This window comes from Streptomyces sp. CBMA29 (genome assembly GCF_014596445.1).
Lineage (GTDB): Bacteria > Actinomycetota > Actinomycetes > Streptomycetales > Streptomycetaceae > Actinacidiphila.
Window position 1 is genome coordinate 29,050 of sequence record NZ_MECL01000192.1, and the last position, 26,083, is coordinate 55,132.

A 26,083-nucleotide genomic window follows, 5' to 3' on the forward strand; every position below is an offset into this window, starting at 1 on the left:
TCCGCTCCACCAGCGGTGCCCGAGCATCTTGACGACGCCCAACTGATCGCCCGTTCGTCGCACGACCCCGAGATCTTCGCCCAGCTCTACCACCGGCACGCGGCCGAACTCCACCGCTTCGTCGCGCGACGGCTCGGAACGGACCTGGCCGACGACGTGGTCGGTGAGACGTTCCTCATCGCCTTCCGGCGGCGCGAGAGCTACGACCGCACGCGGTCCCTGGCCCTGCCGTGGCTCTACGGCATAGCCGTCAACCTCGTCAGCGGCCACCGCCGAAGCGAGCTGCGCGGCTATCAGGCGCTGGTCAGAACGGGAGTCGACCCGGTCGCGAAGACCGACGCCTCCGAGGCGGAAGCCGTCGACGAGAAGGTCACCGCGCAGGCGTCGGGCCAGGCCATCGCGACGGCGCTGCGCGCGCTGTCCGACGGCGACCGGCATGTGCTGCTGCTCATCGCCTGGGCGGACCTCTCCTACCAGGAAGTGGCCGAGGCCCTCGGCATCCCGCTGGGAACCGTACGTTCCCGCCTCAACCGCGCCCGCAGGAAGATGCGCGCCGCGATCCCCGAACTCGACCCGATCCTCGCCCCGGAGGCGCCCCACCATGGATGAGCTGACGAAGCTGCGCGACTTCCGCGCCGACACCGCCGCACCGGACGCCGAGTGGGTCGCCGTCGGCGCCCGTCACCTGATCTCGCAGATCCGCGACACCGCACCCCCGGCCGGTCGACGTAACTCGGGCGTCGGCGTCGGCGTCCTGCGGATGGCGGTCGCCACCGGTGTACGCAGGGCCTGCGTGGCCGGGCTGACGGCCGGTGCAGTCACCGCGGGCGTCCTCGTGGCCCTGCCCATGGTGGACCCGGGCGGACAGTCCGAGCCGACCAGCACCGTCTCCTTCGCCCAGGTCCTCGACGCCGCGGCGACGCACGCCGCCGCGAAGTCCGGTACGGAGCCGAGCGCGCACCAGTGGCTGTACACCCGCGAATACCTCTGCGCGACGACCTGCACCACGAACGAGGACTGGCTCCGTTACGACGGCAACCAACTCGCCTTCCTGACCGGGAAGGCCAAGGACGCGCAAGTGCTGGTCAACGACTACGGACCGGGGGGCCGGTTCGTCCGAGGCCCCAACGGGCGGCCCCAGGAGACCCGCGCACGACTCGCCAAGCTCCCCAGGGAACCGCACGCGTTGCTGAAGGCGCTCCGCGACGATCCCTACTTCGCTTCCTTTTACACCAAGCTCGGGACCATTCCGGCGTCGTCGCCCATAGCCGCGTTCGACCGGGTCGTCGCCTTGCTGTCGCTGAGTGAGACCGCCCCACCCGACCTCACGGCGGCGCTCTACCGGTCGCTCGCCCACATCCCCGGCGTCCACCTGCTCACCAAGCCCATGAAGGACGCGGCAGGACGCCCCGGCATCGCAGTGGAGGCGACCTTCGTGCAGGGCAAATACACCTCCCGCTCGTACCTGATCCTCGACCCGAAGACCTACGCCTACCGTGGTGACCGTGAGGATGGTCACCAGAGCGATCACGGGGCTCCGAAGCAGGGTGCCAACTGGTCCCGATCGGCGGCGCGACTGGGCTCCGCCGTCGTCAACCATCCCGGGCAGCGGCCCGGCGGGCCCGTTCCTCCGCCGTCATCGATCACCGAACGCGATTTCACCTTCAAGGGCCCCAAGAACTGACCGCTCCGGGCGGCTGCTACTCGGCGAACTCGCCGTTCCGTGTTCCGGTGAGGAAGGCCGACCACTCGGTGGGCGTGAAGGTGAGGGTGGGGCCGCCGGGGTCCTTGCTGTCGCGTACGGTCCGACCGCCGTCTGATGTGGCGGCGACCTCCAGGCAGTTGTTCTCCGCGCCGGAGTAGGACGACTTCTTGAACGGGCTGACGACGTCAGGTGCAGAGGTCACGGTGTGTCTCCCTCGCTGGCCGAGTAGGCGTTGCCTCAACGGTAGTTGGGTGAGCACACATGGTGAAGGCCCCCGGTGGCGACTCCGGGGGCCTTCACTTGCGCGTGGTGCGCTAGTCGGTGAACTCGCCGTTCCGCATTCCCGCGAGGAAGGCGGTCCACTCCGTGGGGCTGAAGGAGAGTGCGGGGCCGCTCTGGTCCTTGCTGTCGCGTACGGCACGACCGCCGTTCGCCGTGGCGGCGACCTCTACGCAGTTGCCCTCTTGCGCGGAGTAGGAAGATTTCCGGTAAGGGCTCACGATTTCGGTCACGATGCGTCTTCCTTGCTACTGCGCAGCGCGTTTCGGATCAGTCGCGCGCTCGCGTCCGGTGTTAGTGCTGCCGATCGTAGTTGGTCAAAGGCGTTGGTGTAAGCGGTGAGATCGTCCGGGTCCTCCAGGACGGACGTGCCGCGAAGGTTTTCCATGGTCACCGCCTCGACGACCGGTTCGGTGTCGAAGCTGAAGCTGGAGAAGGCGGATGTTGCGCCCACGGGAACTCCGGCCGAAAACGGCAGGACTTGAACGGTCACGTTTTGCTTTTTCCCCGCTTCGAGAATGCGCTCCAACTGTTCGCGGTGGGGCTCTATTGCCAACAGCGGGTGGATGACTACCGGCTCCCAGATGATGGCCGTGTAACTCGCGTCACCAGCCTCGATCTTGGCTTGTCGCGCCTTCCGGACCTTGATCAACTGCTCGACGCGCTCGTCCGCTACATAGCCGGGTCCGGCCGTGATGGCAGCTCTCGCGTAGGTGGGGGTCTGCAACAGTCCTGGCACCAGGACGGGCTGCCACTCGCGGATGTACGTGGCGTCATCCTCGACGGAAATGTGGTCCACGTAGTCCGCACGTAGGTGCGCAGCGTGTTCAAGCCACCAGCCGCGTCGGTGGGCGCTCTTGGCCAGCTCCTCCAGCCGCTCGCAGACTTCGGGGTCCTCGACCCCGTACGCGGCGAGCATTGCGCGAATCTCGATCGGACGGGCCGTCACGTGGCCGGTCTCGATGCGGCTGACGCGGGCCTGGGAGGCGACGATCACCTCGGCGACCTGAGGTTGATCCAGGCCAGCGGCCTGTCGGTGCTTTCTGAGTGCTGCTCCGAGTCGCCTGCTGCGCACGGTCGGCCGTCCTCCTGCGGGCATGGTCCCCTCCCTCTGCTCCGGCAGCCTGGTCCCTAACAAGGTCCACTCTAGGGCCAGTTCGGCCCGGAGATGCACCCGAGCGTATGCATTCACTTGTTCTGGTTGCGGCGCAGCCGAATCGGCGCCTACTCTCGTACTACGCGCTACTTCGCAAAGCGATCCGGCGCGGTGCTTGACGCGTCGTCAAGCACGTACCGATTCCCGTCGCGCGGGTGCCGCGCTCGTGTGGCGGGTGGTGAGGACCCCCGTGCGGCGCCACTCCCCGTGGGCGCCCGGGTGAGTCCTCCGTCGGGGCCCCCGACGTGGCGACAAGGGGGCTCCGACGTCAATGGAATTCGGCGACGAGGGAAGGCACGGCCATGCACCGAGAACCACCAGGACAGTCCGGCGAATTGGCGGTCGCACGGCTCTGGCCGCGTACGGCGCGGTCGGTCGGGCGGGCACGGCACGAGCTGGAATCGGTGCTGAAAGGCTGGGGACTTGAGGACGTGACGGAATCGGCGGCGCTGGTTCTGTCGGAGTTATTCACGAACGCCGTCGTGCACGCGCGGGTCGCCGGGCGTGATGTGCAGACGCGGTACGTGCGGACGGCGGACGGCGTACGCATCGAGGTGCATGACGCGGCCGAGACGCGGCCCGAGTTGCGGGTGGCGGCCGACGGCGACGAGGGCGGGCGCGGGCTCGCGCTGGTCAACGCGCTGGTGGGCGACGGCCGTTGGGGCGTAGGGGAACGGGACGGCGTCGGAAAAATGGTGTGGGCGGAGTGCGCCGCCCGCGAGTGACGCACTCCTGGAGCCGACGGGTCAGCGGCGGCGTCCGCGTACTCGGGTGGCGGCTACCGTCAGGGCTCCCGCGCCGAGCAGGCCGACCGCGACCGGCGTCAGCGAACCGTCGGCGCCCGAGGCGGCCAGTTCGGGGCCGGTCTGCTGCGGCTGCGGGTGGTCGGCCGGGGGAGCGGGGTGCGGCTGGGGCGGCGTGGGCGTGGGCCTCGGCTTCGGCTTCGGCTTGGTGACGTCCACGCTCACCTTGACGAACTTCGCCTGCCCGTCCTTCGCCGTCACCTTGTAGATGAAGGAGTCCTTGCCCGCGTAGCCCTTGTCGGGCGTGTAGACGAGGTGATCTCCCTCGACCTGGACCTTTCCGTGGTCCGGCGGCTCGGGGACGGTGACCGGGGTCTCGGGGTCGCGGTCGGGGGTGACCGGGACGCGGACCGGGCCGCCGTTCTCGGGCACGGTCACCGGCGGCGCGGGCTCGGGCGTACAGCCGATCCGGAAGTCCGCGCCGCGCACGTCACCGCCGGAGGTGTCGGCGGTACGGCTGGTCGGGCCGGTCGCCGCGTACCCGGCGGGCACCGGCAGCACGACCCGGAAGCGGCCGGTGGCCACGCCGGAGAAGGAGTACGTCCCGTCGGCGTCGACGGCCGCCGCCACCGGCTGGCCCGCGCTGTCGAGCACGGCGGCGCCGGTCGCGGTGCGCAGCCGTACCGCAGTGCCGGGCGGGATGCCGCAGCCGGAGGTGATACGGCCGCTGATGTCGGCGTCCGGGGCGGCCATCCAGATCTGGTAGACCGGGGCGCCGCTGAGCACGCTGTAGGTGAAGGAGACCGACGTGACCGGGGCTGTCGGCCTGAACCAGCCGGAGGCGCCGTTGGTGTCGTTGACGTTTCCGCGCAGCGTCGAGGTCGCGGGGTCCCAGGTGGGCACGTCGGTGTTCGGGCCGCTGCCGCACACGGACGGCTTCGGCGTGCCCACGCAGTAGTTGAAGGTCGACTGGAAGCCGAGCTGCGCCGCCGTCAGGCGTACGCCGCCCACGCCCGTCGCGGTGATCCGCACCTGGTCGGCGTCGATGTCGCCGAGGGTGAAGCCCCAGCCGACCGGGGTGGCGGCGGCGAAGGTGAGGGTGGTGAGGGACGGCTGGCCGTTGGCGCCGCCGGTCGAGGGGCGCAGGGAGAGGTAGTTCTGCCCGCGCGAGCTGCCGTATGCGGCGCCGAAGGGCGTCGAGTCGTTGAGGAAGGTCGAGACGCCGGAAGGGGTCGTGACCGAGCTGCTGTCGGTGGTGAAGGCCGCGTCCGGGAAGCCCGTCACCGGCACGTGCAGGGCCGTCTCGCTCCACTCCCCGTACGCGGAACCGGCCGCCGCCGCTGGCGTCGCGGCCAGCGGGATCATGACGGCGGCCGTGGCTGCTGCGGCCAGCACCCGGGCCGTTCTCGCGGTGAGTCTGTTGGCCGGCATGCGCACGACGCGTTCTCCTGCACTTCGGGCGGTCCGACGCCTGACCGCCGGACGCGTACGTCCTTCGCATGACCGGTCGTCAGATAACCCAACCGGCGGCGGTGTGCGTGTCACCCGAGTGGACGTCGGCGCTCGCCCGTACGGCTCAGCCGGGCAGCGGGGAGTCGGTCGCCTCCGGGGTTTCCCGTACCGCCGGGGTCTCCCGTACCGGCGGGGTCTCCCGTACCGCCGGGGCCTGGCGCGCGGCCCGCGCTTGCGTACGTCCGCGCCGTGCGCCCCGTATCGCGTCCCAGGTGAGCAGGACGAGCGCCGCCCACACCATCAGGAAACCGGCCCAGCGCTCGGGGGGCATCTCCTCGTGGAAGTGGAGCACGCCGATCAGGAACTGGAAGACCGGCGTCAGATACTGCATGAGGCCGATGGTGGACAGCGGGAGCCGGGTCGCCGCCATGCCGAAGCAGACCAGCGGCACGGCGGTGACCAGACCGCAGGCGGCCAGCAGGGCGGCGTGGCCGGGGCCGTGGTGGGTGAAGGTCGAGTCGCCGCGCGCGCCGAGCACGACGAGGAAGACCAGCGCGGGCAGGAACTGCACCGAGGTCTCGGCGGCCAGCGACTCCAGGCCGCCCATGTTGATCTGCTTCTTCGCCAGGCCGTAGACGCCGAAGGAGAAGGCGAGCGTGAGCGCGATCCACGGCAGCCGCCCGTATCCGACGGCGAGGACGACGACGGCCAGCACGCCGACGCCGACCGCCGCCCACTGCACCGGGCGCAGCCGCTCGTGCAGGACGAGGACGCCGAGCGCGATGGTGACCAGCGGGTTGATGAAGTAGCCGAGCGAAGCCTCCACCACATGGCCCGCGTTGACCGCCCAGATGTACAGGCCCCAGTTGACGGAGACGAACAGCGCCGCGACGGCGATCAGGCCGAGCCGCCTGGGCTGCCTGACCACTTCGGATATCCACGCCCAGCGGCGCATCGCCAGCAGGATCACGGCGACCACCACCAGCGCCCACACCATCCGGTGGGCCAGGATCTCCAGCGCCCCCGCCGGTTCGAGCAGCGGCCAGAACAGCGGGAACAGGCCCCACATGCCGTAGGCCGCGAAGCCGTACACCAGTCCCGCGCGCCGCTCGTTCATCCCGACCCCTTCCCGTACCGCCCCGCCCTGGCCGTATGACCCGCCGCCGGGCCGCGACGTGACGACGTTAGCCCCACCCCCACCGGCCTGTCATGCCCGTCCCACCCCACGGTCATGACAGGCCGCCCGTGCCGGAGGCTTCCGGCGCGTAAGGTGCACCCGGAGCCGGGCGTGAGGGGGGCGCGTTGAAGCGACGGAAGCTGATCGGGGTCGGTGCGGGGCTCGCGGTCGTACCCGCCTGGTGGGGCCTGCGGCGTATGGCGAACGGGTCCGGGGACGGCTGGCGTACCGACACCGCCCGGCTGGAGCGGACGTTCCCGCTGCTCGGCCCGCTCACCCACGCCAAGTGGGTGAGCAGTCGGGATGACGACCGAGGCACGCCGTCGCCGGAGCTGGTGCTCTCGGGCCTCGCCCGGCTGGCACCGGGGAAACTCGCCGAACTGACGGCGGCCCATGCCTTTGTCCCGGACGGGCCGCCCCATGACTTCTCCTCGTGGTTCGAGAAGCCGCTCAAGGGGGAGGGGCCGAAGAACCCGGAGTGGATCAGGTCGGACGAGCTCGACACCGAAGACGGCGGCGGTCGCTCCACCGACCTGTGGTTCGACCGCCGCAGCGACACCGTCCGCTTCTGGGCCCTCAACCCGTACGGATAGGCCCGGGTGACCGGGCGTCGCTCACGCCTTGAGGGCGGCCTTCAGGGTGTCGCGGATCGGGGTGGTGGGGCGGCCGATCAGGCGGGACATGTCGCCGCTGGTGCCCGCGAGCAGGCCGCGCTCGATGGCGTGGTCGACGTCGACCAGGATGGCGGCGAAGGCGGGCGGGAGGCCCGCGGCTTCGAGGATCTGCTGGCGCGTTTCGGCGGGGACGTTCTGGTACGTGATGTCCTCGCCGGTCAGCTCGGCGACGAGCGCCGCGTATTCGGCGAAGCTCCACGCGGTGTCGCCGCTCAGCTCGTACGCCGTGTTCTCGTGGCCGTCGGTGGCCAGGACGACCGCCGCCGCTGCCGCGTAGTCCGCGCGGGCGGCGCTCGCGAGGCGGCCGTCGCCGGCGTTGGCGACGACGGCGTGGTGCTCCAGGACCGGGGCCAGGTTCTCGGTGTAGACCTCGCTGTACCAGCCGTTGCGCAGGAAGACGTAGGGCAGGCCGGAGGCCAGGACGTGCTCCTCGGTCGCCTTGTGCTCGATCGCGAGGTCGAAGTCGGCGGCGGGACCGCCGAGGACTCCTGTGTACGCGAACAGGGCCACGCCCGCGGCCGCCGCCGCGTCGATCACCGCGCTGTGCTGCGCGATGCGGCGGCCGACCTCGCTGCCCGAGATCAGCAGCACCTTGTCGCCCGCGTGGAAGGCGTCCTTCAGCGTCGCCGGGTCGCTGTAGTCCGCGACCCGGAGTTCCACGCCGCGCTCCGCCAGGTCGGCGGCCTTGGTCTCGTCCCGCACGACGGCGGCCACGTCGGTGGCCGGTACCCGCGTGAGCAGCTCGTCGATGACGAGGCGGCCGAGGTGCCCGGTGGCTCCTGTGACGACGATGCTCATGTCTTTTTGCTCCCTGTTCGCGGTGGTCCGGTGTCTTCGGCTCCACCGTACGACGGTCACTAACTCTTGGAAAGTACCCACCTTGAAGTAAGGTACCGACATGGACGTAAGTTGCCCCGAGCGGGTCATTCTCGAACACGTCACCTCCCGGTGGGGGGTTCTTGTCCTGTGCGAGCTGCTCGACGGGGCGGAGTTGCGCTTCAGCGCGCTGCGGCGGGCGATCGGCATCGTCTCGGAGAAGATGCTCACGCAGACGCTGCGCACGCTGGAGCGGGACGGCTTCGTCCTTCGCCGGGCTCTGCCCGTCATCCCGCCGCACGTCACCTACTCCCTCACCCCTCTCGGCCTTGAGGCTGCCGCCCGCGTCCACGCCCTCTCCGTCTGGACCGCCGACGCCGCCCCCGCCGTCCTCTCCGCCCGCACCGCCTACGACGCCGCCCACCCCAGCCCTTCCTAGGGCGCCGCACCCCGGGTCTTTCGCGGCCAGGCCGCGCCGGGCTTTCGGTCCGGAAACAGACAGCGTCTGTCCTGTTGGGGCCGGTTTTTTGGCGATGCCGCCGTGGTGGCCGAGCGCGCAGGTCCCCGCGCCCCTCACTGTGATGGCACCACGTGGTGCCAGGTTGGCTCAAGGAACCCCTTGCGGGTGGCGCCATGGTGGTGCCACTATGGCGTTATGGACCTGACGCCGTATGTCGAGAATCTGCGCCGCGAGCTGGCGGTGGCCGCCGAAGCCGGCGGGGACGCATCACGCGCCCTCGCGGAGCGACTGACGGCTCCGCTGGAGTCGGCGACGCGCTTGACGATGCTGAATGTGCTGTCGGCGGCGATGGACGAGGTCACGCGGGAGCTGGCGCCGGGCTCGGTGGACGTGCGGCTCCGGGGCCTGGACCCGGACTTCGTGGTGACGCGCCCGTACGCGCGGGACGAGGACGAGCCGCAGGCACAGACGCAGGCCCAGCCGCAGGCCCCGGGGCCCGCCCCAGCAGAGGGGGACGACGGCGGCACCGCCAGGGTGAACCTGCGACTGCCGGGCCACCTCAAGACGCGGGCCGAGGAGGCCGCGACCAGGGAGGGCCTGTCGGTCAACGCCTGGCTGGTGCGAGCCGTCTCGGCGGCGGTCGGCGGCGACGGCGGCGGCGGCGGCCAGCCGCGTATGGCGGAGAAGACCCGTACCACCAGAACCGTAGGACAGAGCTTCAAGGGCTGGGTCCGCTAGCCGCGCGCCCCGGCTCACCCAACGACCCAAGACGACGGGACAGCCATGCCTTCTTTCGACACCCCTTTCCACACCCCTTTCGACACCCCCGAACCCATCTCCGTGACGAGCACCGTGGAAGCCGGATCGATCCAGTTCACGGCCGTCGACCGCCTCGACACCCTCGTGGAGGTACGGCCCCGCGACCCGAAGCGGGACCAGGACGTACGGGCGGCCGAGCAGACCGAAGTCCGTTACGCGAGTGGCCTGTTGACCATCAGGACCCCCAAGGGCCGCCGCCTCATCGGGCCTTCCGGCGCCGTGGACGTGACGGTCGAACTGCCCACGGGCTCGGCGGTCGAAGTGACCGGCGCGTGGGCGCAGGTGCACGGCGAGGGCAGGCTCGGCGAGGTGCGGGTGAAGGTCTCGGTGGGCGACGTGCGGTTCGACACGACCGGGCCGCTCGACCTGGTCGTGTCGCACGGCAGCGTCACCGTGGACCGGGTCGAGGGCCCGGCCGAGATCGCCACCAGCTCCGGGAGCCTGCGGATCGGCACGGTCGTGGGGACCGCCGTGCTGAAGAACTCCAACGGCACCACGACCCTCGCCGCCGTCACCGGCGACCTGCGGGTCAGCGGCACCAACGGCGGCATCGACATCGCGCGCGCCGAGGCGTCGGTCACCGGCACCACGTCCAACGGCCACCTGCGGGTCGCCGAAGTCATCAGCGGCGAGGTCCGGTTGGAGACCTCCAACGGCCCCATCGAGGTCGGCGTCCGCGAGGGCACCGCCGCCTGGCTCGACGTCAGCTCCAGCCACGGCCAGGTGCGCAACAGGCTCCCCGCCTCCGAGGCCCCCGGGCAGACCGAGGACGCCGTCTCGGTCCGCGCCAGGACCAACTGGGGCAACATCGAGATCCTCCGCGCGCGCGGCTGACCCGCCCGCCCCTCCCCGTACGCCCCCCCGCCCCTCCCCGTACGGCCCGACGCACCGGGCCACGTCACCGCACCCCCGAAAGGGCGAAGCCCATGCCTTCTCCTGTCATGCCCATGCCCATGCCGATGCCCGTGCCCAGAAATACTCAGGGCACCGACCCGCGCCCGCCCGCCGTCTCCACCGCCTACCTGCGCAAGTCCTACGGCGACAAGACCGTCCTCGACGGCATCGACCTGCGCATCCCGGCGGGCACCGTCTTCGCCCTGCTCGGCCCGAACGGCGCGGGCAAGACCACCACCGTGCAGATCCTGTCCACCCTCATCTCCGCCGACGGCGGCCACGCCCAGGTCGCGGGCCACGACGTGGCCGGCTCACCGGACGGGGTCCGCGCCGCGATCGGCGTCACCGGGCAGTTCGCGGCGCTCGACGACCTGCTCACCGCCGAGGAGAACCTGCTCCTCATGGCCGACCTGCTGCACCTCGGCAAGGCCGAAGGGCGGGCGCGGGCCGAGGAGTTGCTGGCCCGCTTCGACATCGCCGACGCCGCCAAGCAGCGCGCCGCGCTCTTCTCCGGCGGGACCAGGCGTTGAGCAACCCGACACACGACCCGACACACGAAAGCCCGACACACGAAAGGGGGCGGGTGCGCGTCGCGCGGCCCGCCCCCCTTCCGTATCCGTACGTGTCAGCCGACGACGGTCCAGGTGTCCCGCCCGGTCAGCAGCCCGGCGAGGTCGCCCTTGCCCTGCTGCACCACGGCCTTTTCGAGCTGGTCCGACATCTCCGTGTCGTACACCGGGCGCGTCACGTCCCGCAGCACACCGATCGGCGTGTGGTGGAGCGTGTCGGCGTCCGCCAGCCGCGACAGCGCGAAAGCCGTCGTCGGGGACGCGGTGTGCGCGTCGTGGACCAGTACCCCCGCAGTACCGTCCACGGTCACGTCGATCACCTTCAGGTCACCGGTCGCCGGGTCCCGTACGACGCCCTTCGCACCGAGACCGTCCTCGGCGGGGGCGCCGAAGCGGATCGGCTGCCCCTGCTCCAGCCGGATCACGGCGTCCTGCGCGCTCTCGCGCTCCTTGAGGACGTCGAAGGCGCCGTCGTTGAAGATGTTGCAGTTCTGGTAGATCTCCACCAGCGCCGTGCCCTCGTGCTCGGCCGCCGCGCGCAGCACCGACTGGAGGTGCTTGCGGTCGGAGTCGATCGTGCGGGCCACGAAGGACGCCTCGGCGCCGATCGCCAGCGACACCGGGTTGAAGGGCGCGTCCAGCGACCCCATCGGCGTCGACTTGGTGATCTTGCCGACCTCGGAGGTGGGGCTGTACTGACCCTTGGTGAGCCCGTAGATCCGGTTGTTGAACAGCAGGATCTTCAGGTTCACATTGCGCCGCAGCGCGTGGATCAGGTGGTTGCCGCCGATGGAGAGCGCGTCGCCGTCACCGGTGACGACCCACACGCTCAGGTCGCGGCGCGAGGCGGCGAGCCCCGTCGCGATGGCCGGGGCGCGGCCGTGGATGGAGTGCATGCCGTAGGTGTTCATGTAGTACGGGAAGCGGGACGAGCACCCGATCCCGGACACGAACACCACGTTCTCGCGGGCCAGGCCCAGCTCCGGCATGAAGGACTGGACGGCGGCCAGGATCGCGTAGTCCCCGCAACCGGGGCACCAGCGCACCTCCTGGTCCGACTTGAAGTCCTTCATGGACTGCTTCGCCTCGGCCTTGGGCACCAGCGACAGCGCCTCAATCATTCGCACTCTCCTCCACGAGGGCCTTCGCGAGCTGTTCCGACTTGAACGGCAGCCCGGTGACCTGCGTGTACGAACGGGCGTCGACCAAGTATTTGGCGCGCAGCAGGTGGGCGAGCTGGCCGAGGTTCATCTCGGGCACCACGACCTTGTCGTACGCCCGCAGGATCTCCCCGAGGTTGGCCGGGAAGGGGTTGAGATTGCGCAGATGGGCCTGCGCGATCGCGCCGCCCTCGCGCCGGATGCGGCGCACGGCCGCGGTGATCGGCCCGTACGTCGAACCCCAGCCGATGACCAGGGTCCGCGCGGCGCCTTCCGGGTCGTCCACGATCAGGTCGGGCACCTTGATGCCGTCGATCTTGGCCTGCCGGGTGCGGGTCATGAAGTCGTGGTTGGCCGGGTCGTACGAGATGTTGCCGGTGCCGTCCTGCTTCTCGATGCCGCCGATGCGGTGTTCGAGTCCTGGCGTGCCGGGCACCGCCCAGGGGCGGGCCAGCGTCTCCGGGTCGCGCAGATACGGCCAGAAGTCCTCGGTGCCGTCCTCGGCGGTGTGGTTGGGCCCGGTCGCGAACCGCACCCGCAGATCCGGCAGGTCCTGCACGTCGGGGACCCGCCACGGCTCCGAGCCGTTGGCGAGATAGCCGTCGGAGAGCAGGAAGACCGGGGTGCGGTACGTGACCGCGATCCTGGCCGCCTCCAGGGCCGCGTCGAAGCAGTCCGCCGGGGTGCTGGGCGCCACGATCGGCACCGGCGCCTCGCCGTTGCGCCCGTACATCGCCTGGAGCAGGTCGGACTGCTCGGTCTTGGTGGGCAGTCCGGTCGAGGGGCCGCCGCGCTGGATGTCGATGATCAGCAGCGGCAGTTCGAGACTGACGGCCAGCCCGATGGTCTCCGACTTCAGCGCCACACCGGGGCCCGAGGTGGTGGTGAGCGCCAGCGAACCGCCGAAGGACGCGCCGAGCGCCGCGCCGATCGCGGCGATCTCGTCCTCCGCCTGGAAGGTGCGGACACCGAAATTCTTGTGCTTCGACAGCTCGTGCAGGATGTCGGAGGCCGGGGTGATCGGATACGAGCCGAGGAACAGCGGGAGTTCACTCTGCTGGCTCGCCGCGATCAGGCCGTACGACAGCGCCAGATTCCCGGAGATGTTGCGGTAGGTGCCCGCGGGGAAAGCGCTGGAGGCGGGCTGCACCTCGTAGTTGACCGCGAAGTCCTCGGTGGTCTCGCCGAAGTTCCAGCCCGCGCGGAAGGCCGTGACGTTGGCCTCCGCGATGTCCGGCTTCTTGGCGAACTTCCTGCGGAGGAACGACTCGGTGCCCTCGGTCGGCCGGTGGTACATCCACGACAGCAGGCCGAGCGCGAACATGTTCTTCGCCCGTTCGGCGTCCTTGCGCGCCAGGCCGCTGTCCTTGAGCGCCTCGACGGTGAGCGTCGTCAGCGGCACCGGGTGGATCGCGTACGCCTCCAGGGACCCGTCGTCCAACGGGTTGGCGGCGTATCCGACCTTCGCCATCGCGCGCTTGGTGAACTCGTCGGTGTTGACGATGATCTCGGCGCCGCGCGGCAGGTCGGCGACGTTCGCCTTCAGCGCGGCCGGGTTCATCGCGACCAGCACGTCGGGCGCGTCGCCCGGCGTGAGGATGTCGTGGTCCGCGAAGTGGAGCTGGAACGACGACACGCCGGGCAGGGTGCCTGCGGGGGCCCGGATCTCGGCCGGGAAGTTCGGCAGCGTCGAGAGATCGTTCCCGAAGGACGCGGTCTCCGAGGTGAAACGGTCCCCGGTGAGCTGCATGCCGTCCCCGGAGTCACCGGCGAACCGGATGATCACCCGGTCGAGGCGTTTCGTCTCTTTCGCCGGTTTGCGCTGTTCGCCCAGGACATCGCCGATCACCGGCGGATGCGCGGGCTGCTCCGTGGGCACGGGGCTGCTGCTGCTGACCTGGCTGGTCACTGAAACGGACCTCCCTAGAGGCGGCGGCTCACCGGTCATCGTACGTCGGTAAGGGTCGCCTTCCCCGTACGTCCCGGAATGTGGATGCGGGAGCGCGGCCCCGACCTGCGGACTGCCGGACATGTGTGTGGCATGTGCATGTAACGGCGCGAGTCCGTGAGGCCCGCGCCGTCAGGCGTCTGCTGTGAGACAGAGTGTCAACAGATCAGGAGTTCAGGTAGGTGAGCACCGCCAGGACGCGACGGTGATCCCCGTCACTCGGCGCCAGACCGAGCTTCAGGAAGATGTTGCTGACGTGCTTCTCCACCGCGCCGTCGCTCACCACGAGCTGCTTGGCCACCGCCGAATTCGTCCGGCCCTCCGCCATCAGCCCCAGCACCTCGCGCTCGCGCGGCGTCAGCCCGGCCAGCACGTCCTGCTTGCGGCTGCGGCCCAGGAGCTGCGCGACCACCTCGGGGTCCAGCGCCGTGCCGCCCTCGGCGACCCGCACCACCGCGTCCACGAACTCGCGGACCTCGGCCACCCGGTCCTTGAGCAGATACCCCACCCCGCGGCTGCTGCCCGCCAGCAGCTCGGTCGCGTACCGCTCCTCCACGTACTGCGACAGCACCAGCACGCCCACGCCGGGGTGGTCCCGGCGCAACTGCACCGCCGCCCGCACCCCCTCGTCGGTGTGCGTCGGCGGCATCCGTACGTCCGCCACCACGACGTCGGGGGCCGCGCCCTCGTCCGCCAGCTCCCGTACGACCTTGATCAGCGCCTCGGCGTCACCGACGCCGGCCACCACATCATGACCGCGGTCGGTCAGCAATCGGGTCAGTCCCTCCCGAAGCAGTACCGAATCCTCGGCGATGACCACCCGCACCTTGTCCTCCACCCGTTCCAGCCCCCCGCATCCGACCCTGTCTTCCCCAGCATCCCAGCAACGACGCGCTGATGGGGAATACGGTTCCGGTGGGCAAGGTTGCGCCCGGAAGGTCGGCGGGGGTCGCGCGTCAGCGGCTCACAGGCAAGAGGAGAGCGTGTGCGCGCGGTCGGATTCGACGTCAACGGTGGCCCGGAAGTGCTCCGGCCGGTGGAAATCCCCGTCCCGGAACCGGGCCCCGGGCAGGTGCTGATCCAGGTCGCGTACGCGGGCGTCAACCACGGCGAGGTGCTGCACCGGCTCGGCGACTACGGTCCGCCGGACGGGATCGCCGTCCCCGGCCTCGAGGTCTCCGGCGAGATCGCCGCGCTCGGCGCGGGCGTCACCGGGCTCGCCGTCGGCGACCCCGTCGCCGCCTACCTGCCCGACGGCGGCGGATACGCCGAATACGCCGTCGCGCCCGCCGACTTCGCCTTCCCGCTCGACGGGATCTCGCTGCGGGACGGGGGCGGCGCGGCGCTCGTCCTCACCACCGCGTACGGGGTGCTCGCCGGGGCCGCGCGGCTCACCGCGGGGGACACCGTCCTCATCCACGCCGCCGCGGGCGGGGTCGGCTCGGCCGCCGCGCAGATCGCCCGCGCGCTGGGGGCCGCCGCCGTGTACGGGACGGTCCGTACGGCCGAGAAGGCCGAGTACGCGAAACGTTTCGGCTACGACGCGGTGCTGCTGCGCGAGACCTTCGCCGAGGAGCTTTCCGCTGCTCGCACCGAGATCGACGTGCTGCTCGACCCCATCGGCGGGGCCACCCGGCAGGCCGGGCTCTCCCTCCTGGCCCCCTTCGGCCGCCTGGTCGCCTACGGCGAGGCCGCCCGCCAGCCCGACCTCACCCTGCCCGTCCTCCCCTTCTCCCGGCACAACCGCTCTCTCACCGGCTACTCCGTCCACGACCTCGCCTTGCGCGCCCCCGCCGTTCTGCGCGGCCACGCCCTCGCCGCCCTCTCCCTTCTCGCCTCCGGAGCCATCCGGCTCGACATCACCGCCGAGCTTTCGCTTGCAGCGGCCTTCCAAGCCCACCAGGCCCTCCAGGCCGGCACCAACCGCGGCAAGGTCCTCCTCGCCCTGACCTAGCCGGCCCCCTGCGGGGGAGGCCGCATCTTCCAGGGCCGCGGTCCCTGTGCGCCCGCCTTACGCAGGGCCTGTTTTCCAGGGCCGCGAACCTGGTGCGGCTCTTCTCCCAGGGCGGCTGGCCGATCTTTTAAGGGGCGCGGGGAACTGCGCCACCCGCCCCCACCGGGCTTTCAGCCCGAACACATCCGCATCTGCCCCACTGGGGCCGGTTTTCAAAGGCGCGCCACCGCCGTGGCTGGCCGCGCAGTTCCCCGCGCCCCTTAAAAGATCGGCGCACCGCCTTGCGCAGAGGCGACGTACCAGGGGGCGTGCCCCTGGGGGAGGGGCTAGACGCGCCAGGGGAGTTCGGTGGTGATGTGGGTGGGGCCGCCGGGGGGTGAGGCCACGGCGAGGACACCGTCGACGGAGTCGAGCCGCTCGGCGAGCCCGGCGAGCCCGGACCCACCGGACACGGCGGCGCCCCCGCGCCCGTTGTCGGTGACCTGCATCATGAGCCGGTCACCGACCCGCCACACATCAACGGTCGCGCGCGAAGCGCCACTGTGCTTGCTGATGTTCTGAAGCAGCTCGGACACCGTGAAGTAGGCGATGCCCTCAATGGCGGGCACCGGCCGCGCCGGCAGATCGACGGTCACGGCGACCGGCACCGTGCAGCGTGACGCGACCGACGACAGGGCCGCGTCCAGGCCGCGGTCGGTGAGGATCGCCGGGTGGATGCCCCGGGCCAGATCCCGCAGCTCCTGAAGCGCGATCTTCACCTCGCCGTGCGCCTCCTCGACCATCACGGCCCCGGCCGACGGATCTTCGAGCAGCTTCTCCTTGGCCAGGCCGAGGTCCATGGCCAGCGCCACCAGCCGCGCCTGCGCGCCGTCGTGCAGATCCCGCTCGATCCGCCGCAGGTCGGCCGCCGCCGTGTCGACCACGACCCCGCGGTCCGACTCCAGCTCGGTGACCCGCTCCGCCAGCCGGGAAGGACCGAGCAGACCGCTCACCAGAATCCGGTCGACGTGCGCCATGCCCCGGTAGACCCACGGGCTGCTCAGCACGAGCGCGCCGCCGACCACGACACACAGCAGCATGTCGGCCGGGGTGTGCAGCCACCAGCCGTGCCCGTGCCCGTCGCCGTACATCTGGAGGCCGTCCTGCCCGAAGTAGACCGGGAAGACCCAGCGCCACAGCGGATACGTCAACAGGCCCCAGCCGTACGTGAAGAAGCTGACGGCGACGGAGAAGGTGAAGATCCCCCACGGGAAGTGGATCAGGGTGTAGGCGGCGTGCCGCCAGTTGACGCCGCTGCCGAGCTGGGCACCGAGCCGGGACAGGAAACCGCCGTTCCTGCCGCGTACCGGCCGCGGGTCCTCCACGTCCAGCCAGAGCAGCGACCGCGCGCGGGCCCGCTCCACGGCGCCGATCGCGCGGCAGCCGCCGAGCGCGAGCACGAGCACCGGCAGACCGATGAAGGTGACCAGCAGCCCGGCGCCGAGCGAGAACATCGTCACGGTCCAGACGAAGCCGGCGACGCCCATCGGCAGATTGATCAGCAGGTAGGCGAGCTCGCGCCAGGCGCGTGCCTCGACCGGCGCGCGCAGCGCCGTCGGCAGGCGGTGCCCGCGTTCGCGCTCACGCGCACGTTCGGCGGGCGGGAAGCCGTAAGCCATGGTCGGTCCGTCCTCTCTGCTTTTCTCTGTGACTCCATGGTGGCTGCTGTATGCACCCATCCCCATGGTGCGGATCGGCGTCTTGGGGGTGGGGCTAGCCCTACCGCCCCGACCCCCCACGGCCGCCGCGCTCCGCGCCTGGCCCCGGTCAGCGCGTGGCCCGGGTCAGCGCGTGGCCCCGGCCTTGCGGAACTCCCGGTCGCGCCAGGGCAGTTCTGCCGTGACCACGGTCGGCCCCGCCACCGGTGAGCTGACCACGAAGAGCCCGTCCACCGACCGCAGCCGTTCGCCGAGCCCGGCCAGACCCGTACCGCCCGACACGTCCGCGCCGCCGCGGCCGTCGTCCCGTACCTGTACCATCAGCCGGTCGTCGGCGCGCCACACGTCCACCGAGGCGTGCCGCGCCCGGCTGTGCTTGCTGACGTTCTGCAGCAGCTCCGAGACCGTGAAGTACGCGATCCCCTCGATCGCCTCCGCGGGCCGCGCGGGCAGATCGACGGTCACGGCGACCGGCACCGTACAGCGTGACGCGACCGACGACAGGGCCGCGTCCAGGCCGCGGTCGGTGAGGATCGCCGGGTGGATGCCGCGCGCCAGATCCCGCAGTTCCTGGAGGGCCACCTTCACCTCGCCGTGCGCCTCGCCCACCATCTTGGCCGCCGCCTCCGGGTCCTCCAGCAGCTTCTCCTTGGCCAGGCCGAGGTCCATCGCCAGTGCCACCAGCCGCGCCTGCGCGCCGTCGTGCAGGTCGCGCTCGATCCGCCGCAGGTCGGCCGCCGCCGTGTCGACCACGACCCCGCGGTCCGACTCCAGCTCCTCGATCCGCCGCTCCAGCTCGTCCGACGGCTGGAGCAGACCGCGGACCATCGCCCGGTCGACCGTCGTCAGCCCGCGCGCCAGGAACGGCAGCACCGGCCACAGCACGAACAGCGAGACCAGCGTCAAGGTGAAGGTGAGGATGCCCCACGGCAGCCGGATCCCGTAATAAAGGGCGTGCCGCCACGCCACCGGGTCCTTCAGCGACGCCCACAGCCACGGCAGGAAGCCGAAGGTGCCCCGCTTCAGCGGGCGCGGCTCGTCGATGCGCACGCCCAGCAGGTCGCGCGCCCGGCTCCGCTCCACCCGCCCCAGCAGCCGGCACCCGGCGAGTCCGTACGCCAGCAGGGGCAACCCGATCACCGTCACCGACAGGCTGAGGCCCACCGTCACGACCGTCACGACGTAGACGAAGCCGATGATCGACACCGGCAGATTCAGCAGCAGATACCCGATCTCCCGCCACGTCACGCGGTCGTACGCGAAGCGCACGGGCGGCAGCGGGGCGGGGGCGGCGGGTTGACGGGACGCGGGCGAGGTGTTCATGAGTCCAGCCTGCCGGTGAAGCGGTGGGGCGCGCCATGGGGTGCGTAGGTCAGGCGGCGGTGGGGTTATCCCCCGGTACGGGCGCGGGCGCCGGTCGCGCCGCGGGCGATGCCGCTTTCGGTGCCCGCACGGGGGGCGTGCGCGCGTGAAGCCAGGGCCTAGACTCCCTCCGTATAGATCGTCTAAAGAGATCCACAAGGATCGCTGGACACCACCGGTCAACGAGTGAACGAGGGGCGGACGGACGTGGACTACTTCCACGGCTACTCGGTCGTCGGCCTGGTCGCGGTCGTCGGTGTGCTCTTCGTGACCGTCGCCTTCGCGTCCGGCCGCCTGCTGCGGCCCGTCGTGCCGACGCGCGAGAAGATGCTCACGTACGAGTGCGGGGTCGACCCGGTCGGCGAGGGCTGGGCGCACACCCAGGTCAAGTACTACGTGTACTCCTTCCTCTACGTCATCTTCGCGGTCGACGCGATCTTCCTGTTCCCGTGGGCCACGGTCTTCGCCGCGCCCGGCTTCGGCGCCACGACGCTGGTGGAGATGTTCGTCTTCATCGGCTTCCTCGCGATCGGGCTGCTCTACGCATGGAAGAAGGGCGTCCTCGAATGGACGTGAACCCGGCCGCGCAGGCGGCTGCGCCGCAGGCGCTTCCCGAGCCGCGCCGGCTCGGCGTGCTGTCCCGGCTGGCGCCGGAGCCGATGAAGGTGGTGCTCAACTGGGGCCGCCGCTACAGCCTGTGGGTCTTCAACTTCGGCCTCGCCTGCTGCGCCATCGAGTTCATCGCCGCGTCGATGTCCCGGCACGACTTCATCCGGCTGGGCGTCATCCCCTTCGCGCCGGGACCGCGCCAGGCCGACCTCATGGTCGTCTCCGGCACCGTCACCGACAAGATGGCGCCCGCCGTCAAGCGCCTGTACGAGCAGATGCCCGAGCCGAAGTACGTCATCTCCTTCGGCGCCTGCTCCAACTGCGGCGGCCCCTACTGGGACTCGTACTCCGTCACCAAGGGCGTCGACCAGATCATCCCCGTCGACGTCTACGTGCCCGGCTGCCCGCCGCGCCCCGAAGCGCTCCTCCAGGGCATCCTCAAGCTCCAGGAGAAGATCGCGCGCGAGTCGCTGGCGGAGCGGTACGGCTCCGCCGCGGGCCCGCGCCCGTCCGTCGCCGCCTTGACGAGCGGCCTCGTCACTCCGCCGGAGGGGCCGCGGTGACCGGTTGGCTGCCGCGGGAGGCCGCGGAGATCTTCGGCGAGGGCGCCGTCGCACAGGAGGCGTACGACCTCCTGACCGTCGATGTGCCGGCCGGTGAGTGGGTCGCCTCGCTCACGGCCGCGCGGGACACCCTCGGCTGCACGTACTTCGACTGGCTGAGCGCCGTCGACGAGCCCGGCACCGGCTTCCGCGTCTGCGCGCACGTCGTCGCGCTGGACGGCGGCGTCCGGCGGCTGCTGCTGCGTACGACCGTGCCGCACGACGCGCCCGTCCTCGCCACCGCCACCGGCGTCTACGCGGGGGCCGCCTGGCACGAACGCGAGACCCACGAGATGTTCGGCGTCGACTTCACCGGGCACCCGGGCCTCGCGCCGCTCCTCCTCCCCGACGAGTTCGAGGGGCACCCCCTCCGCAAGGACTTCGTCCTCGCGGCCCGCGTCGCCAAGGCATGGCCCGGCGCCAAGGAGCCCGGCGAGTCCCACGACGGCGGCCCCAAGCGCCGTCAGATGCAGCCCCCCGGCGTCCCCGACCCCAACGACTGGGGCCCCCAAAAAGGCCAGCTCCCCCCCGCCCCCACGCGCCCCGCCCGCCCGGCCCGTACGGCGCCCCCCGGCGACCGGCCCGCGCGCCGCACCCGCAGCGTGACCGAAGGCTCCGCCAGCCAAGCCCCTGCCGGGGGCTCCGCCGCCGACCCCCCCGCGCCCCCACGCAAGCGCGTCCCCGACGCCCCATGGGAACAACCCCCGTCACCCCCCGCCGCCCCCGCCGCAGGCGGCAGTTCCGCTGTGGGCAGCGAGCCCGCGTCGTCCGGCGAGCCCGCCGCAGGTGGTGGCTCCGCCGGGGTTGGCGGACTGGCGTCGTCCGACGAGTCTGCCGCCGGCGGTGGCTCCGCCCGGATTGGCGGACTGGCGTCGTCCGACGAGTCTGCCGCTGGCGAGGCGCCTGCGACAGGTGGCACCCCCGCCCGGAGTAGCAAGCCCGCGCCGTCGGACAAGCCCGCCGCTGGCGGCAGTTCCGTTGCCAGCAGCGTGCCCGTGCCGTCCGAGGCGTCCGATGCGAGTGAACCGTCCGCCGCAGGCGAGGAGCTCACCGCAGGCGGTGGCCCTGTCCGGGGTAGCGAGGCCGAACCGTCCGATGCCGACGAGCCGTCCGCCGCTGGCGGCACCCCCGCCGGGGGCGGCGATGCCGCGTCGTCGGGCGAGCCCGCTGCAAGCGAACCGTCCGCCGCAGGTGGTGGCTCCGCCCGGGGCGGCGATGCCGCGTCGTCCGACGAGCGCGCTGCGAGCGAACCGCCCGCCGTAGAGGAGGGGCCCGCCGCAGGCGGCACCCCCGCCCGGGGCGGCGAGCCCGAGTCGTCCGACGAACCCGCCGCAGGCGAACTGCCCGCCGCAGGCGAACCGTCCGCCGCAGGCGAACCGTCCGCCGCAGGCGAGCCGTCCGTCGGGGGTGGCGGCTCGGCTGGGGGTGGCGGAGACACGCCTACGGACAAGCCCGCCGCAGGCGAGGGGGGGTGAGCGACGTGGTGGATGTGGCGCTGCGGCTAGCGGCCGTGCTCGTCGTGTTCCTGGTGTTTCCACTGGTGGTGGGGCAGGCGGAGCACAAGGTGATGGCTCATATGCAGGGCCGGTTGGGGCCGATGTACGCGGGCGGGTTCCACGGGTGGGCCCAACTGGTGGCGGACGGAGTGAAGTTCGCGCAGAAGGAAGACGTGGTTCCGGCCGACGCGGACCGGCGGATCTTCCAACTCGCCCCCGCCGTCGCGCTGCTGCCCTACCTCGTGGTGCTGATCGCGATCCCGGTGGGACCCCACGGCTTCGTGGGCCAGGCGCTGGACGCGGGCCTGATCTTCGTACTGGCCATGATGGGCATCGGCGTGCTCGGCTCGCTGATGGCGGGCTGGGCGTCGGCGAACAAGTTCTCCCTGCTCGGCGGCCTGCGCACGGCGGCGCAACTGATGGCGTACGAGCTGCCGATGCTGCTCACCGCCGCGTCGGTCGCGATGGCTGCGGGCACGCTGTCACTGCCGGGCATCGTGGGGGAGTACCACTGGTGGTGGACCCCCTGGCAGCTCATCGGCGGCCTCGTCTTCTTCACGGCGGGCCTCGCCGAGCTGCAACGGCCCCCGTTCGACATGCCGGTGGCCGACTCCGAGATCATCTTCGGCGCGTACACCGAATACACCGGCCTGCGCTTCGCCCTGTTCCTGCTCGCCGAGTACGCGGGCATCGTCGTGCTGTGCGCCCTGACCACGGTGCTGTTCCTCGGCGGCTGGCACGGCCCCTGGTCCGGCAGCGTCGGCTGGCTGTGGACGCTGGTCAAGACCGGCCTGCTGGCCTTCGTCGTGATCTGGCTGCGGGTCAGCTACCCGCGCCTTCGCGAGGACCAGCTCCAGAAACTCGCCTGGACCGTACTCATCCCGCTCGCCCTCGCCCAGATCGCCCTGACCGGCGTCGTCAAGGTGGTGATCTCCTAAGCATGGCCATCCCCGGAACCGGCCTCGCCAAGGGCCTGGCCGTCACCCTGCGGACGATGACGAAGCGTTCCGTCACCGACCAGTACCCGGACGCGCTGCCCGCACTCCCGCCGCGCTCGCGCGGTGTGATCGCGCTGTTCGAGGAGAACTGCACGGTCTGCATGCTGTGCGCCCGCGAGTGCCCCGACTGGTGCATCTACATCGACTCCCACAAGGAGACGACACCGGCCGTCGTCCCCGGCGGGCGCGAGCGCAGCCGCAATGTGCTGGACCGCTTCGCCATCGACTTCTCGCTGTGCATGTACTGCGGCATCTGCATCGAGGTGTGCCCCTTCGACGCGCTGTTCTGGTCGCCGGAGTTCGAGTACGCCGAGACCGACATCCTCGAACTCACCCACGAGCGCGACAAGCTGCGCGACTGGATGTGGACGGTGCCCGCGCCTCCCGCGCTCGACCCGGCCGCCGAGGAACCCAAGGAGATCGCCGCCGCCCGCAAGGCCGCCGACAAGGCCCTCGCCGCACAGGCCCAGGCAGAAGCGCAGGCACAGACGCAGGCTCAGGCGCAGGCCGAGGCCACCCAGGACCCGGGGGAGGGCGACTCGTGATCGTCCACGAAACCCTCCACAGCCAGGGCGGCTTCCTCTCGCCCACCGGCGTCGAGATCGCCTTCCTCCTCGTCGGCCTCGTCACCCTCGGCGCGGCCGTCCTGACCGTCACCACCCGGCAGCTCGTGCACGCGGCCCTGTGGCTGGTCGTCGCCCTCGGCGGCCTCGCCGTCGAATACCTGCTGCTCACGGCCGAGTTCATCGCCTGGGTGCAGGTGCTGATCTACGTCGGCTCCGTCGTCGTCCTCCTGCTGTTCGGACTGATGCTGACCAGAGCGCCCATCGGCCGCTCGCCGGACGCCGACTCCGAGAACCGCTGGGTCGCCCTCGGCGTCGCCGTTGCCGCCGCGGTCACCTTGGTGTGGGTGGTCGTGGACGCCTTCCGCTCCACCTGGATCGACCTGCACGGCGTGGTCCAGGGCTCCTCGCACGCCACCGGGCAGACCCTGTTCCGGTTCTGGGTGCTGCCCTTCGAGGCGCTGTCGGTGCTGCTGCTCGCCGCCCTCGTCGGCGCGATCGTCCTCTCCCGCCGCGGGGACGACGGCGGCACCGCCGCAGGCAAGGAGAACTGATGCACCTCGTCTACCCGGCCGTCCTCGCCGCCCTCCTCTTCTGCGTCGGTGTCTACGGCGTCCTCGCCCGCCGCAACGCGATCCTCGTCCTGATGTCCGTCGAGCTGATGCTCAACGCCGTCAACCTCAACCTGGTCGCCTTCGACGTGTGGCTGCGCGACACCCTCCACTCCGGCCAGGCCCTCACCCTGTTCACCATCACGATCGCCGCCGCCGAGATCGGTCTCGGCCTGGCGATCGTGCTGCTCGTGTACCGCAACCGCGGCAGCTCCGACATCGACCGGCTCACCGACCTCGCCGAACCGCCCGAGCACCCGTCGCCTGAGCACGCGTCGTCCGAGCACACCGCGTCCGACCCGGACGGCCCGGCCGCTGACAAGAAGGCCGAGGCCGCCGCGTGACCCTGACCGCCCTTGCCGCGCTCGTCCCCCTCCTGCCCTTCCTCGGCGCGGTCGCCGGACTCCTGCTCGGCCGGCGCGCACCCGGCTTCGTACGCCCGCTGGCCGTACTGCCCACCGCCACCGCCTTCGTCCTGGCCGCGGTCGTCGCCGCCCGCCAGGGCACCGGCGCGCCGACCGACGCCGTCCACAAGCTCACCGACACCGGCTCCGTGCCCGTCTACCTCGCCCTGCACCTGGACGGCTTCGCGGTCCTGATCGCCGTCCTCGTCGGCCTCGTCGCCACCTGTGTCCAGCTCTACTCCACCGCCTATCTGCGCGACGACCCGCGCTATCCCTCGTACGCGGCCCTCGTCTCGCTGTTCACCGCCGCCATGTTCCTGGTCGTCTACTCGGGCGACCTGATGGTGCTGCTGGTCGGCTGGGAGATCATGGGCATCTGCTCGTACTTCCTGGTCGGGCACTACTGGGAGACCGAGGCCGCCAGGACGGCGTCGATCAAGGCGTTCCTGGTCACCAAGCTCGGCGACGTCCCCTTCCTCATCGGGGTGTTCGCGCTCGCCGCCGACGCCGGGACCTTCCGGATCAGCGGCATCCTCTCCGCCGCGGCGCACGGCCGACTCCACCACCCCACGGTGATCGCGCTGCTGCTGCTCGCCGGGGTCGCGGGCAAGTCCGCGCAGTTCCCGCTGCACACCTGGCTGCCCGACGCGATGGCCGGTCCCACCCCGGTCTCCGCGCTGATCCACGCCGCCACCATGGTCGCCGCCGGCATCTATCTGGTGGCCAGGCTGCTGCCGGTGTTCACCGCGTCCGCCGCCGCACTGGCCGTCCTCGCCGTGATGGCCGCCGTCACCATGATCGGCTCGGGCCTGGCCGCCCTCGCCCAGGACGACATCAAACGCGTGCTGGCGTACTCCACCATCGGCCAACTCGGCTACATGGCGGGCGCCCTGGCCGTCGCCGACCGCGACGCCGCCGTCTTCCACCTCCTGTCGCACGGCGCCTTCAAGGCGCTGCTCTTCCTCGGCGCGGGCGTCGTCATCCACGCGGCGGGCACCAACTCGCTCACCGCGATGTCCCGCATGGGATCGCTCGCCAAGCGCGTCCCCGACGCCATGTGGACGATGGGCATCGCGCTCGCCGCCCTCGCGGCCCTCCCTCCGCTGTCCGGTTTCTTCTCCAAGGAGTCCGTGCTGCGCGCCGCCGAGCACGCCTCGGCCGGGCACACCGCGCACGTTCCCTCGGCCGTCGGCTGGACCGTCTTCGTCGCGGGCCTGATCGCCGCCGTCCTGACAGCCGGATACGCCACCCGGCTGTTCCTGCTGGCTTTCCGCGGCAGCGGCCCCGAAGCCCCCGACCACGGCAGGCAGCCCGTCGTGATGACCTCCGTGCTGTGGGTGCTGGCCGTCCCCGCCATCGCCTTCGGCGGCCTCGCCTACCGCGAGCTGCCCGACTGGTTCGGCGGCGGCCCGCTCGGCCCCACCCTGATCACCTCCGTCCTCGGCACCGGCCTGGCCCTGGTCGGCGTCCTCATCACCTACGGCGCCTGGAAGGCGGCCACCGCCACCCGGCTCGCCGTCCCCGCCGGAGCCGTCGTCACCGCCGACGGCGACCCCGGCGCCGAACCCGCCCTCGTCGAGGCCGAGGCCATCGCCACCCACGAGGCGGTCTACGGCGACATCGCGTCCGCCGACGACCCGGGCGACCCCGGCCGCCTGCTGCTGGGCAGGCTGCACCGCCACGCGGCCCACGGCTTCCACCTCGACGCCCTCTACACCGCGCTGTTCGTCCGCCCGGTGCTGGCCGCAGCGCAACTCGTCCGCTTCCTGGACCGCGAGGTCATCGAGACCTACGTCCGCGGCGCGGGCGGCACCCCCCGGCTGCTCGGCGCGGCCGTCCGCAAGGCCCAGACCGGAAACGTCCAGACCTACCTCAGCGCGCTGCTGGCCGGTGCGGTCGTCCTCGCCGTCCTCGTCGCCGTCGGAGGCTGAGCCC

At 71.4% G+C, this 26,083-nt stretch carries 27 protein-coding genes and 1 pseudogene; 17 read left to right on the forward strand and 11 right to left on the reverse strand.

The features are described 5' to 3' along the window. Positions 1-15 precede the first annotated feature (15 nt). Positions 16-609, forward strand: a complete 594-nt coding sequence (locus BGM09_RS25125; protein ID WP_317452890.1) for an RNA polymerase sigma factor — start codon at positions 16-18, stop codon at positions 607-609. Next, positions 602-1,684 carry a CU044_5270 family protein gene (locus BGM09_RS25130; protein ID WP_188283978.1) on the forward strand — a complete coding sequence of 361 codons (1,083 nt, stop codon included), beginning with the start codon at positions 602-604 and terminating at the stop codon, positions 1,682-1,684. The genes BGM09_RS25125 and BGM09_RS25130 overlap by 8 nt, the downstream gene beginning before the upstream one ends. Before the next feature lie 16 nt (positions 1,685-1,700). Here the strand turns inward: BGM09_RS25130 and BGM09_RS25135 are convergent, their stop codons facing one another. From BGM09_RS25135 to BGM09_RS25145, 3 genes are all read right to left on the reverse strand, one after another. Then, positions 1,701-1,907 (reverse strand): DUF397 domain-containing protein, encoded by a 207-nt coding sequence (locus tag BGM09_RS25135; protein WP_188283979.1) that lies wholly within the window; start codon positions 1,905-1,907, stop codon positions 1,701-1,703. 112 nt (positions 1,908-2,019) lie between these two features. Beyond that, entirely contained in the window at positions 2,020-2,217 is a 198-nt protein-coding gene (locus BGM09_RS25140; RefSeq protein ID WP_188283980.1) for a DUF397 domain-containing protein, read from the reverse strand. Further along, on the reverse strand, positions 2,214-3,083 hold the full coding sequence (locus tag BGM09_RS25145) for a helix-turn-helix domain-containing protein (protein WP_188283981.1): 870 nt from the start codon (positions 3,081-3,083) through the stop codon (positions 2,214-2,216). The genes BGM09_RS25140 and BGM09_RS25145 overlap by 4 nt, the downstream gene beginning before the upstream one ends. Positions 3,084-3,442: 359 nt before the next feature. On the opposite strand from BGM09_RS25145, the gene BGM09_RS25150 reads away from it, so the two are divergent. Beyond that, positions 3,443-3,865, forward strand: coding sequence for an ATP-binding protein (locus BGM09_RS25150; protein ID WP_188283982.1), 423 nt, complete (start codon positions 3,443-3,445; stop codon positions 3,863-3,865). Between the two features lie 21 nt (positions 3,866-3,886). Here BGM09_RS25150 and BGM09_RS25155 read toward each other — a convergent pair whose 3' ends face one another. Continuing rightward, entirely contained in the window at positions 3,887-5,314 is a 1,428-nt protein-coding gene (locus tag BGM09_RS25155) for an Ig-like domain-containing protein (protein WP_188283983.1), read from the reverse strand. Between the two features lie 145 nt (positions 5,315-5,459). Next, positions 5,460-6,452, reverse strand: a complete 993-nt coding sequence (gene rarD / locus BGM09_RS25160) for an EamA family transporter RarD (protein ID WP_188283984.1) — start codon at positions 6,450-6,452, stop codon at positions 5,460-5,462. 185 nt (positions 6,453-6,637) lie between these two features. Here rarD and BGM09_RS25165 point away from each other — a divergent pair, with 185 nt between their 5' ends. Further along, positions 6,638-7,105: a hypothetical protein gene (locus BGM09_RS25165; protein WP_223187567.1), complete on the forward strand. Its 468-nt coding sequence runs from the start codon at positions 6,638-6,640 to the stop codon at positions 7,103-7,105. A 21-nt stretch (positions 7,106-7,126) separates the two neighbouring features. Here BGM09_RS25165 and BGM09_RS25170 read toward each other — a convergent pair whose 3' ends face one another. Further along, a complete protein-coding gene (locus tag BGM09_RS25170) occupies positions 7,127-7,984 on the reverse strand; it encodes an NmrA family NAD(P)-binding protein (protein WP_188283985.1) in 858 nt (285 codons plus the stop codon). A 100-nt stretch (positions 7,985-8,084) separates the two neighbouring features. On the opposite strand from BGM09_RS25170, the gene BGM09_RS25175 reads away from it, so the two are divergent. From BGM09_RS25175 to BGM09_RS25190, 4 genes and pseudogenes are all read left to right on the forward strand, one after another. Then, on the forward strand, positions 8,085-8,441 hold the full coding sequence (locus BGM09_RS25175; protein WP_188283986.1) for a winged helix-turn-helix transcriptional regulator: 357 nt from the start codon (positions 8,085-8,087) through the stop codon (positions 8,439-8,441). Positions 8,442-8,657: 216 nt separating this feature from the next. Beyond that, positions 8,658-9,200, forward strand: coding sequence for a toxin-antitoxin system HicB family antitoxin (locus tag BGM09_RS25180; protein WP_188283987.1), 543 nt, complete (start codon positions 8,658-8,660; stop codon positions 9,198-9,200). A 45-nt stretch (positions 9,201-9,245) separates the two neighbouring features. Further along, positions 9,246-10,115 carry a DUF4097 family beta strand repeat-containing protein gene (locus tag BGM09_RS25185; RefSeq protein ID WP_188283988.1) on the forward strand — a complete coding sequence of 290 codons (870 nt, stop codon included), beginning with the start codon at positions 9,246-9,248 and terminating at the stop codon, positions 10,113-10,115. A gap of 125 nt (positions 10,116-10,240) precedes the next feature. Continuing rightward, positions 10,241-10,702, forward strand: a pseudogene (locus BGM09_RS25190) (ATP-binding cassette domain-containing protein); the annotation flags it as partial. Positions 10,703-10,800: 98 nt separating this feature from the next. Here the strand turns inward: BGM09_RS25190 and BGM09_RS25195 are convergent. The 3 genes from BGM09_RS25195 to BGM09_RS25205 all read right to left on the reverse strand — a co-directional run bounded on the left by BGM09_RS25195 (position 10,801) and on the right by BGM09_RS25205 (position 14,678). Beyond that, complete coding sequence (locus tag BGM09_RS25195; protein ID WP_188283989.1) at positions 10,801-11,865, reverse strand: 2-oxoacid:ferredoxin oxidoreductase subunit beta; 1,065 nt, start codon at positions 11,863-11,865, stop codon at positions 10,801-10,803. Beyond that, positions 11,858-13,813: a 2-oxoacid:acceptor oxidoreductase subunit alpha gene (locus BGM09_RS25200; protein ID WP_317452891.1), complete on the reverse strand. Its 1,956-nt coding sequence runs from the start codon at positions 13,811-13,813 to the stop codon at positions 11,858-11,860. The genes BGM09_RS25195 and BGM09_RS25200 overlap by 8 nt, the downstream gene beginning before the upstream one ends. A gap of 205 nt (positions 13,814-14,018) precedes the next feature. Beyond that, positions 14,019-14,678, reverse strand: coding sequence for a response regulator (locus BGM09_RS25205; RefSeq protein WP_188284039.1), 660 nt, complete (start codon positions 14,676-14,678; stop codon positions 14,019-14,021). A 159-nt stretch (positions 14,679-14,837) separates the two neighbouring features. Here BGM09_RS25205 and BGM09_RS25210 point away from each other — a divergent pair, with 159 nt between their 5' ends. Then, positions 14,838-15,806: a zinc-binding alcohol dehydrogenase family protein gene (locus tag BGM09_RS25210; RefSeq protein WP_188283991.1), complete on the forward strand. Its 969-nt coding sequence runs from the start codon at positions 14,838-14,840 to the stop codon at positions 15,804-15,806. A 326-nt stretch (positions 15,807-16,132) separates the two neighbouring features. On the opposite strand, the gene BGM09_RS25215 is transcribed toward BGM09_RS25210, so the two are convergent. Next, positions 16,133-17,464, reverse strand: coding sequence for a sensor histidine kinase (locus BGM09_RS25215; RefSeq protein ID WP_188283992.1), 1,332 nt, complete (start codon positions 17,462-17,464; stop codon positions 16,133-16,135). Positions 17,465-17,629: 165 nt separating this feature from the next. Next, positions 17,630-18,826, reverse strand: a complete 1,197-nt coding sequence (locus BGM09_RS25220) for a sensor histidine kinase (RefSeq protein WP_188283993.1) — start codon at positions 18,824-18,826, stop codon at positions 17,630-17,632. A gap of 225 nt (positions 18,827-19,051) precedes the next feature. Here BGM09_RS25220 and BGM09_RS25225 point away from each other — a divergent pair, with 225 nt between their 5' ends. From BGM09_RS25225 to BGM09_RS25260, 8 genes are read left to right on the forward strand one after another with little or no spacing between them, the layout of a single operon-like run. Continuing rightward, on the forward strand, positions 19,052-19,441 hold the full coding sequence (locus tag BGM09_RS25225; protein ID WP_188283994.1) for an NADH-quinone oxidoreductase subunit A: 390 nt from the start codon (positions 19,052-19,054) through the stop codon (positions 19,439-19,441). Then, complete coding sequence (locus BGM09_RS25230; RefSeq protein ID WP_188283995.1) at positions 19,432-20,037, forward strand: NADH-quinone oxidoreductase subunit B; 606 nt, start codon at positions 19,432-19,434, stop codon at positions 20,035-20,037. Before BGM09_RS25225 ends, BGM09_RS25230 begins: the two co-directional genes overlap by 10 nt. Continuing rightward, complete coding sequence (locus tag BGM09_RS25235; protein ID WP_188283996.1) at positions 20,034-21,551, forward strand: NADH-quinone oxidoreductase subunit C; 1,518 nt, start codon at positions 20,034-20,036, stop codon at positions 21,549-21,551. Before BGM09_RS25230 ends, BGM09_RS25235 begins: the two co-directional genes overlap by 4 nt. Further along, the gene (locus BGM09_RS25240) at positions 21,548-22,510 is read left to right on the forward strand and encodes a complex I subunit 1/NuoH family protein (protein ID WP_188283997.1); all 963 of its coding nucleotides are present in this window, start codon (positions 21,548-21,550) and stop codon (positions 22,508-22,510) included. The genes BGM09_RS25235 and BGM09_RS25240 overlap by 4 nt, the downstream gene beginning before the upstream one ends. A 2-nt stretch (positions 22,511-22,512) precedes the next feature. Further along, a complete protein-coding gene (locus BGM09_RS25245) occupies positions 22,513-23,115 on the forward strand; it encodes a NuoI/complex I 23 kDa subunit family protein (protein WP_188283998.1) in 603 nt (200 codons plus the stop codon). After that, entirely contained in the window at positions 23,112-23,687 is a 576-nt protein-coding gene (locus BGM09_RS25250; RefSeq protein WP_188283999.1) for an NADH-quinone oxidoreductase subunit J, read from the forward strand. The genes BGM09_RS25245 and BGM09_RS25250 overlap by 4 nt, the downstream gene beginning before the upstream one ends. After that, positions 23,687-24,088: an NADH-quinone oxidoreductase subunit NuoK gene (nuoK, locus tag BGM09_RS25255; protein WP_188284000.1), complete on the forward strand. Its 402-nt coding sequence runs from the start codon at positions 23,687-23,689 to the stop codon at positions 24,086-24,088. The genes BGM09_RS25250 and nuoK overlap by 1 nt, the downstream gene beginning before the upstream one ends. Further along, on the forward strand, positions 24,085-26,079 hold the full coding sequence (locus BGM09_RS25260) for an NADH-quinone oxidoreductase subunit L (RefSeq protein WP_188284001.1): 1,995 nt from the start codon (positions 24,085-24,087) through the stop codon (positions 26,077-26,079). The genes nuoK and BGM09_RS25260 overlap by 4 nt, the downstream gene beginning before the upstream one ends. The last annotated feature ends 4 nt before the right edge of the window (positions 26,080-26,083 follow it).

Excerpts from the sequence above, each read along its gene's own strand:
- BGM09_RS25170 (WP_188283985.1), bottom strand. The coding sequence starts at position 7,984 with ATGAGCATCGTCGTCACAGGAGCCACCGGGCACCTCGGCCGCCTCGTC.
- BGM09_RS25155 (WP_188283983.1), bottom strand. The coding sequence starts at position 5,314 with ATGCCGGCCAACAGACTCACCGCGAGAACGGCCCGGGTGCTGGCCGCA.
- BGM09_RS25230 (WP_188283995.1), top strand. The coding sequence starts at position 19,432 with ATGGACGTGAACCCGGCCGCGCAGGCGGCTGCGCCGCAGGCGCTTCCC.
- BGM09_RS25215 (WP_188283992.1), bottom strand. The coding sequence starts at position 17,464 with ATGGCTTACGGCTTCCCGCCCGCCGAACGTGCGCGTGAGCGCGAACGC.
- BGM09_RS25220 (WP_188283993.1), bottom strand. The coding sequence starts at position 18,826 with ATGAACACCTCGCCCGCGTCCCGTCAACCCGCCGCCCCCGCCCCGCTG.
- BGM09_RS25180 (WP_188283987.1), top strand. The coding sequence starts at position 8,658 with ATGGACCTGACGCCGTATGTCGAGAATCTGCGCCGCGAGCTGGCGGTG.
- BGM09_RS25150 (WP_188283982.1), top strand. The coding sequence starts at position 3,443 with ATGCACCGAGAACCACCAGGACAGTCCGGCGAATTGGCGGTCGCACGG.
- BGM09_RS25195 (WP_188283989.1), bottom strand. The coding sequence starts at position 11,865 with ATGATTGAGGCGCTGTCGCTGGTGCCCAAGGCCGAGGCGAAGCAGTCC.
- rarD (WP_188283984.1), bottom strand. The coding sequence starts at position 6,452 with ATGAACGAGCGGCGCGCGGGACTGGTGTACGGCTTCGCGGCCTACGGC.
- BGM09_RS25185 (WP_188283988.1), top strand. The coding sequence starts at position 9,246 with ATGCCTTCTTTCGACACCCCTTTCCACACCCCTTTCGACACCCCCGAA.
- BGM09_RS25175 (WP_188283986.1), top strand. The coding sequence starts at position 8,085 with ATGGACGTAAGTTGCCCCGAGCGGGTCATTCTCGAACACGTCACCTCC.
- BGM09_RS25245 (WP_188283998.1), top strand. The coding sequence starts at position 22,513 with ATGGCCATCCCCGGAACCGGCCTCGCCAAGGGCCTGGCCGTCACCCTG.
- BGM09_RS25130 (WP_188283978.1), top strand. The coding sequence starts at position 602 with ATGGATGAGCTGACGAAGCTGCGCGACTTCCGCGCCGACACCGCCGCA.
- nuoK (WP_188284000.1), top strand. The coding sequence starts at position 23,687 with ATGCACCTCGTCTACCCGGCCGTCCTCGCCGCCCTCCTCTTCTGCGTC.
- BGM09_RS25145 (WP_188283981.1), bottom strand. The coding sequence starts at position 3,083 with ATGCCCGCAGGAGGACGGCCGACCGTGCGCAGCAGGCGACTCGGAGCA.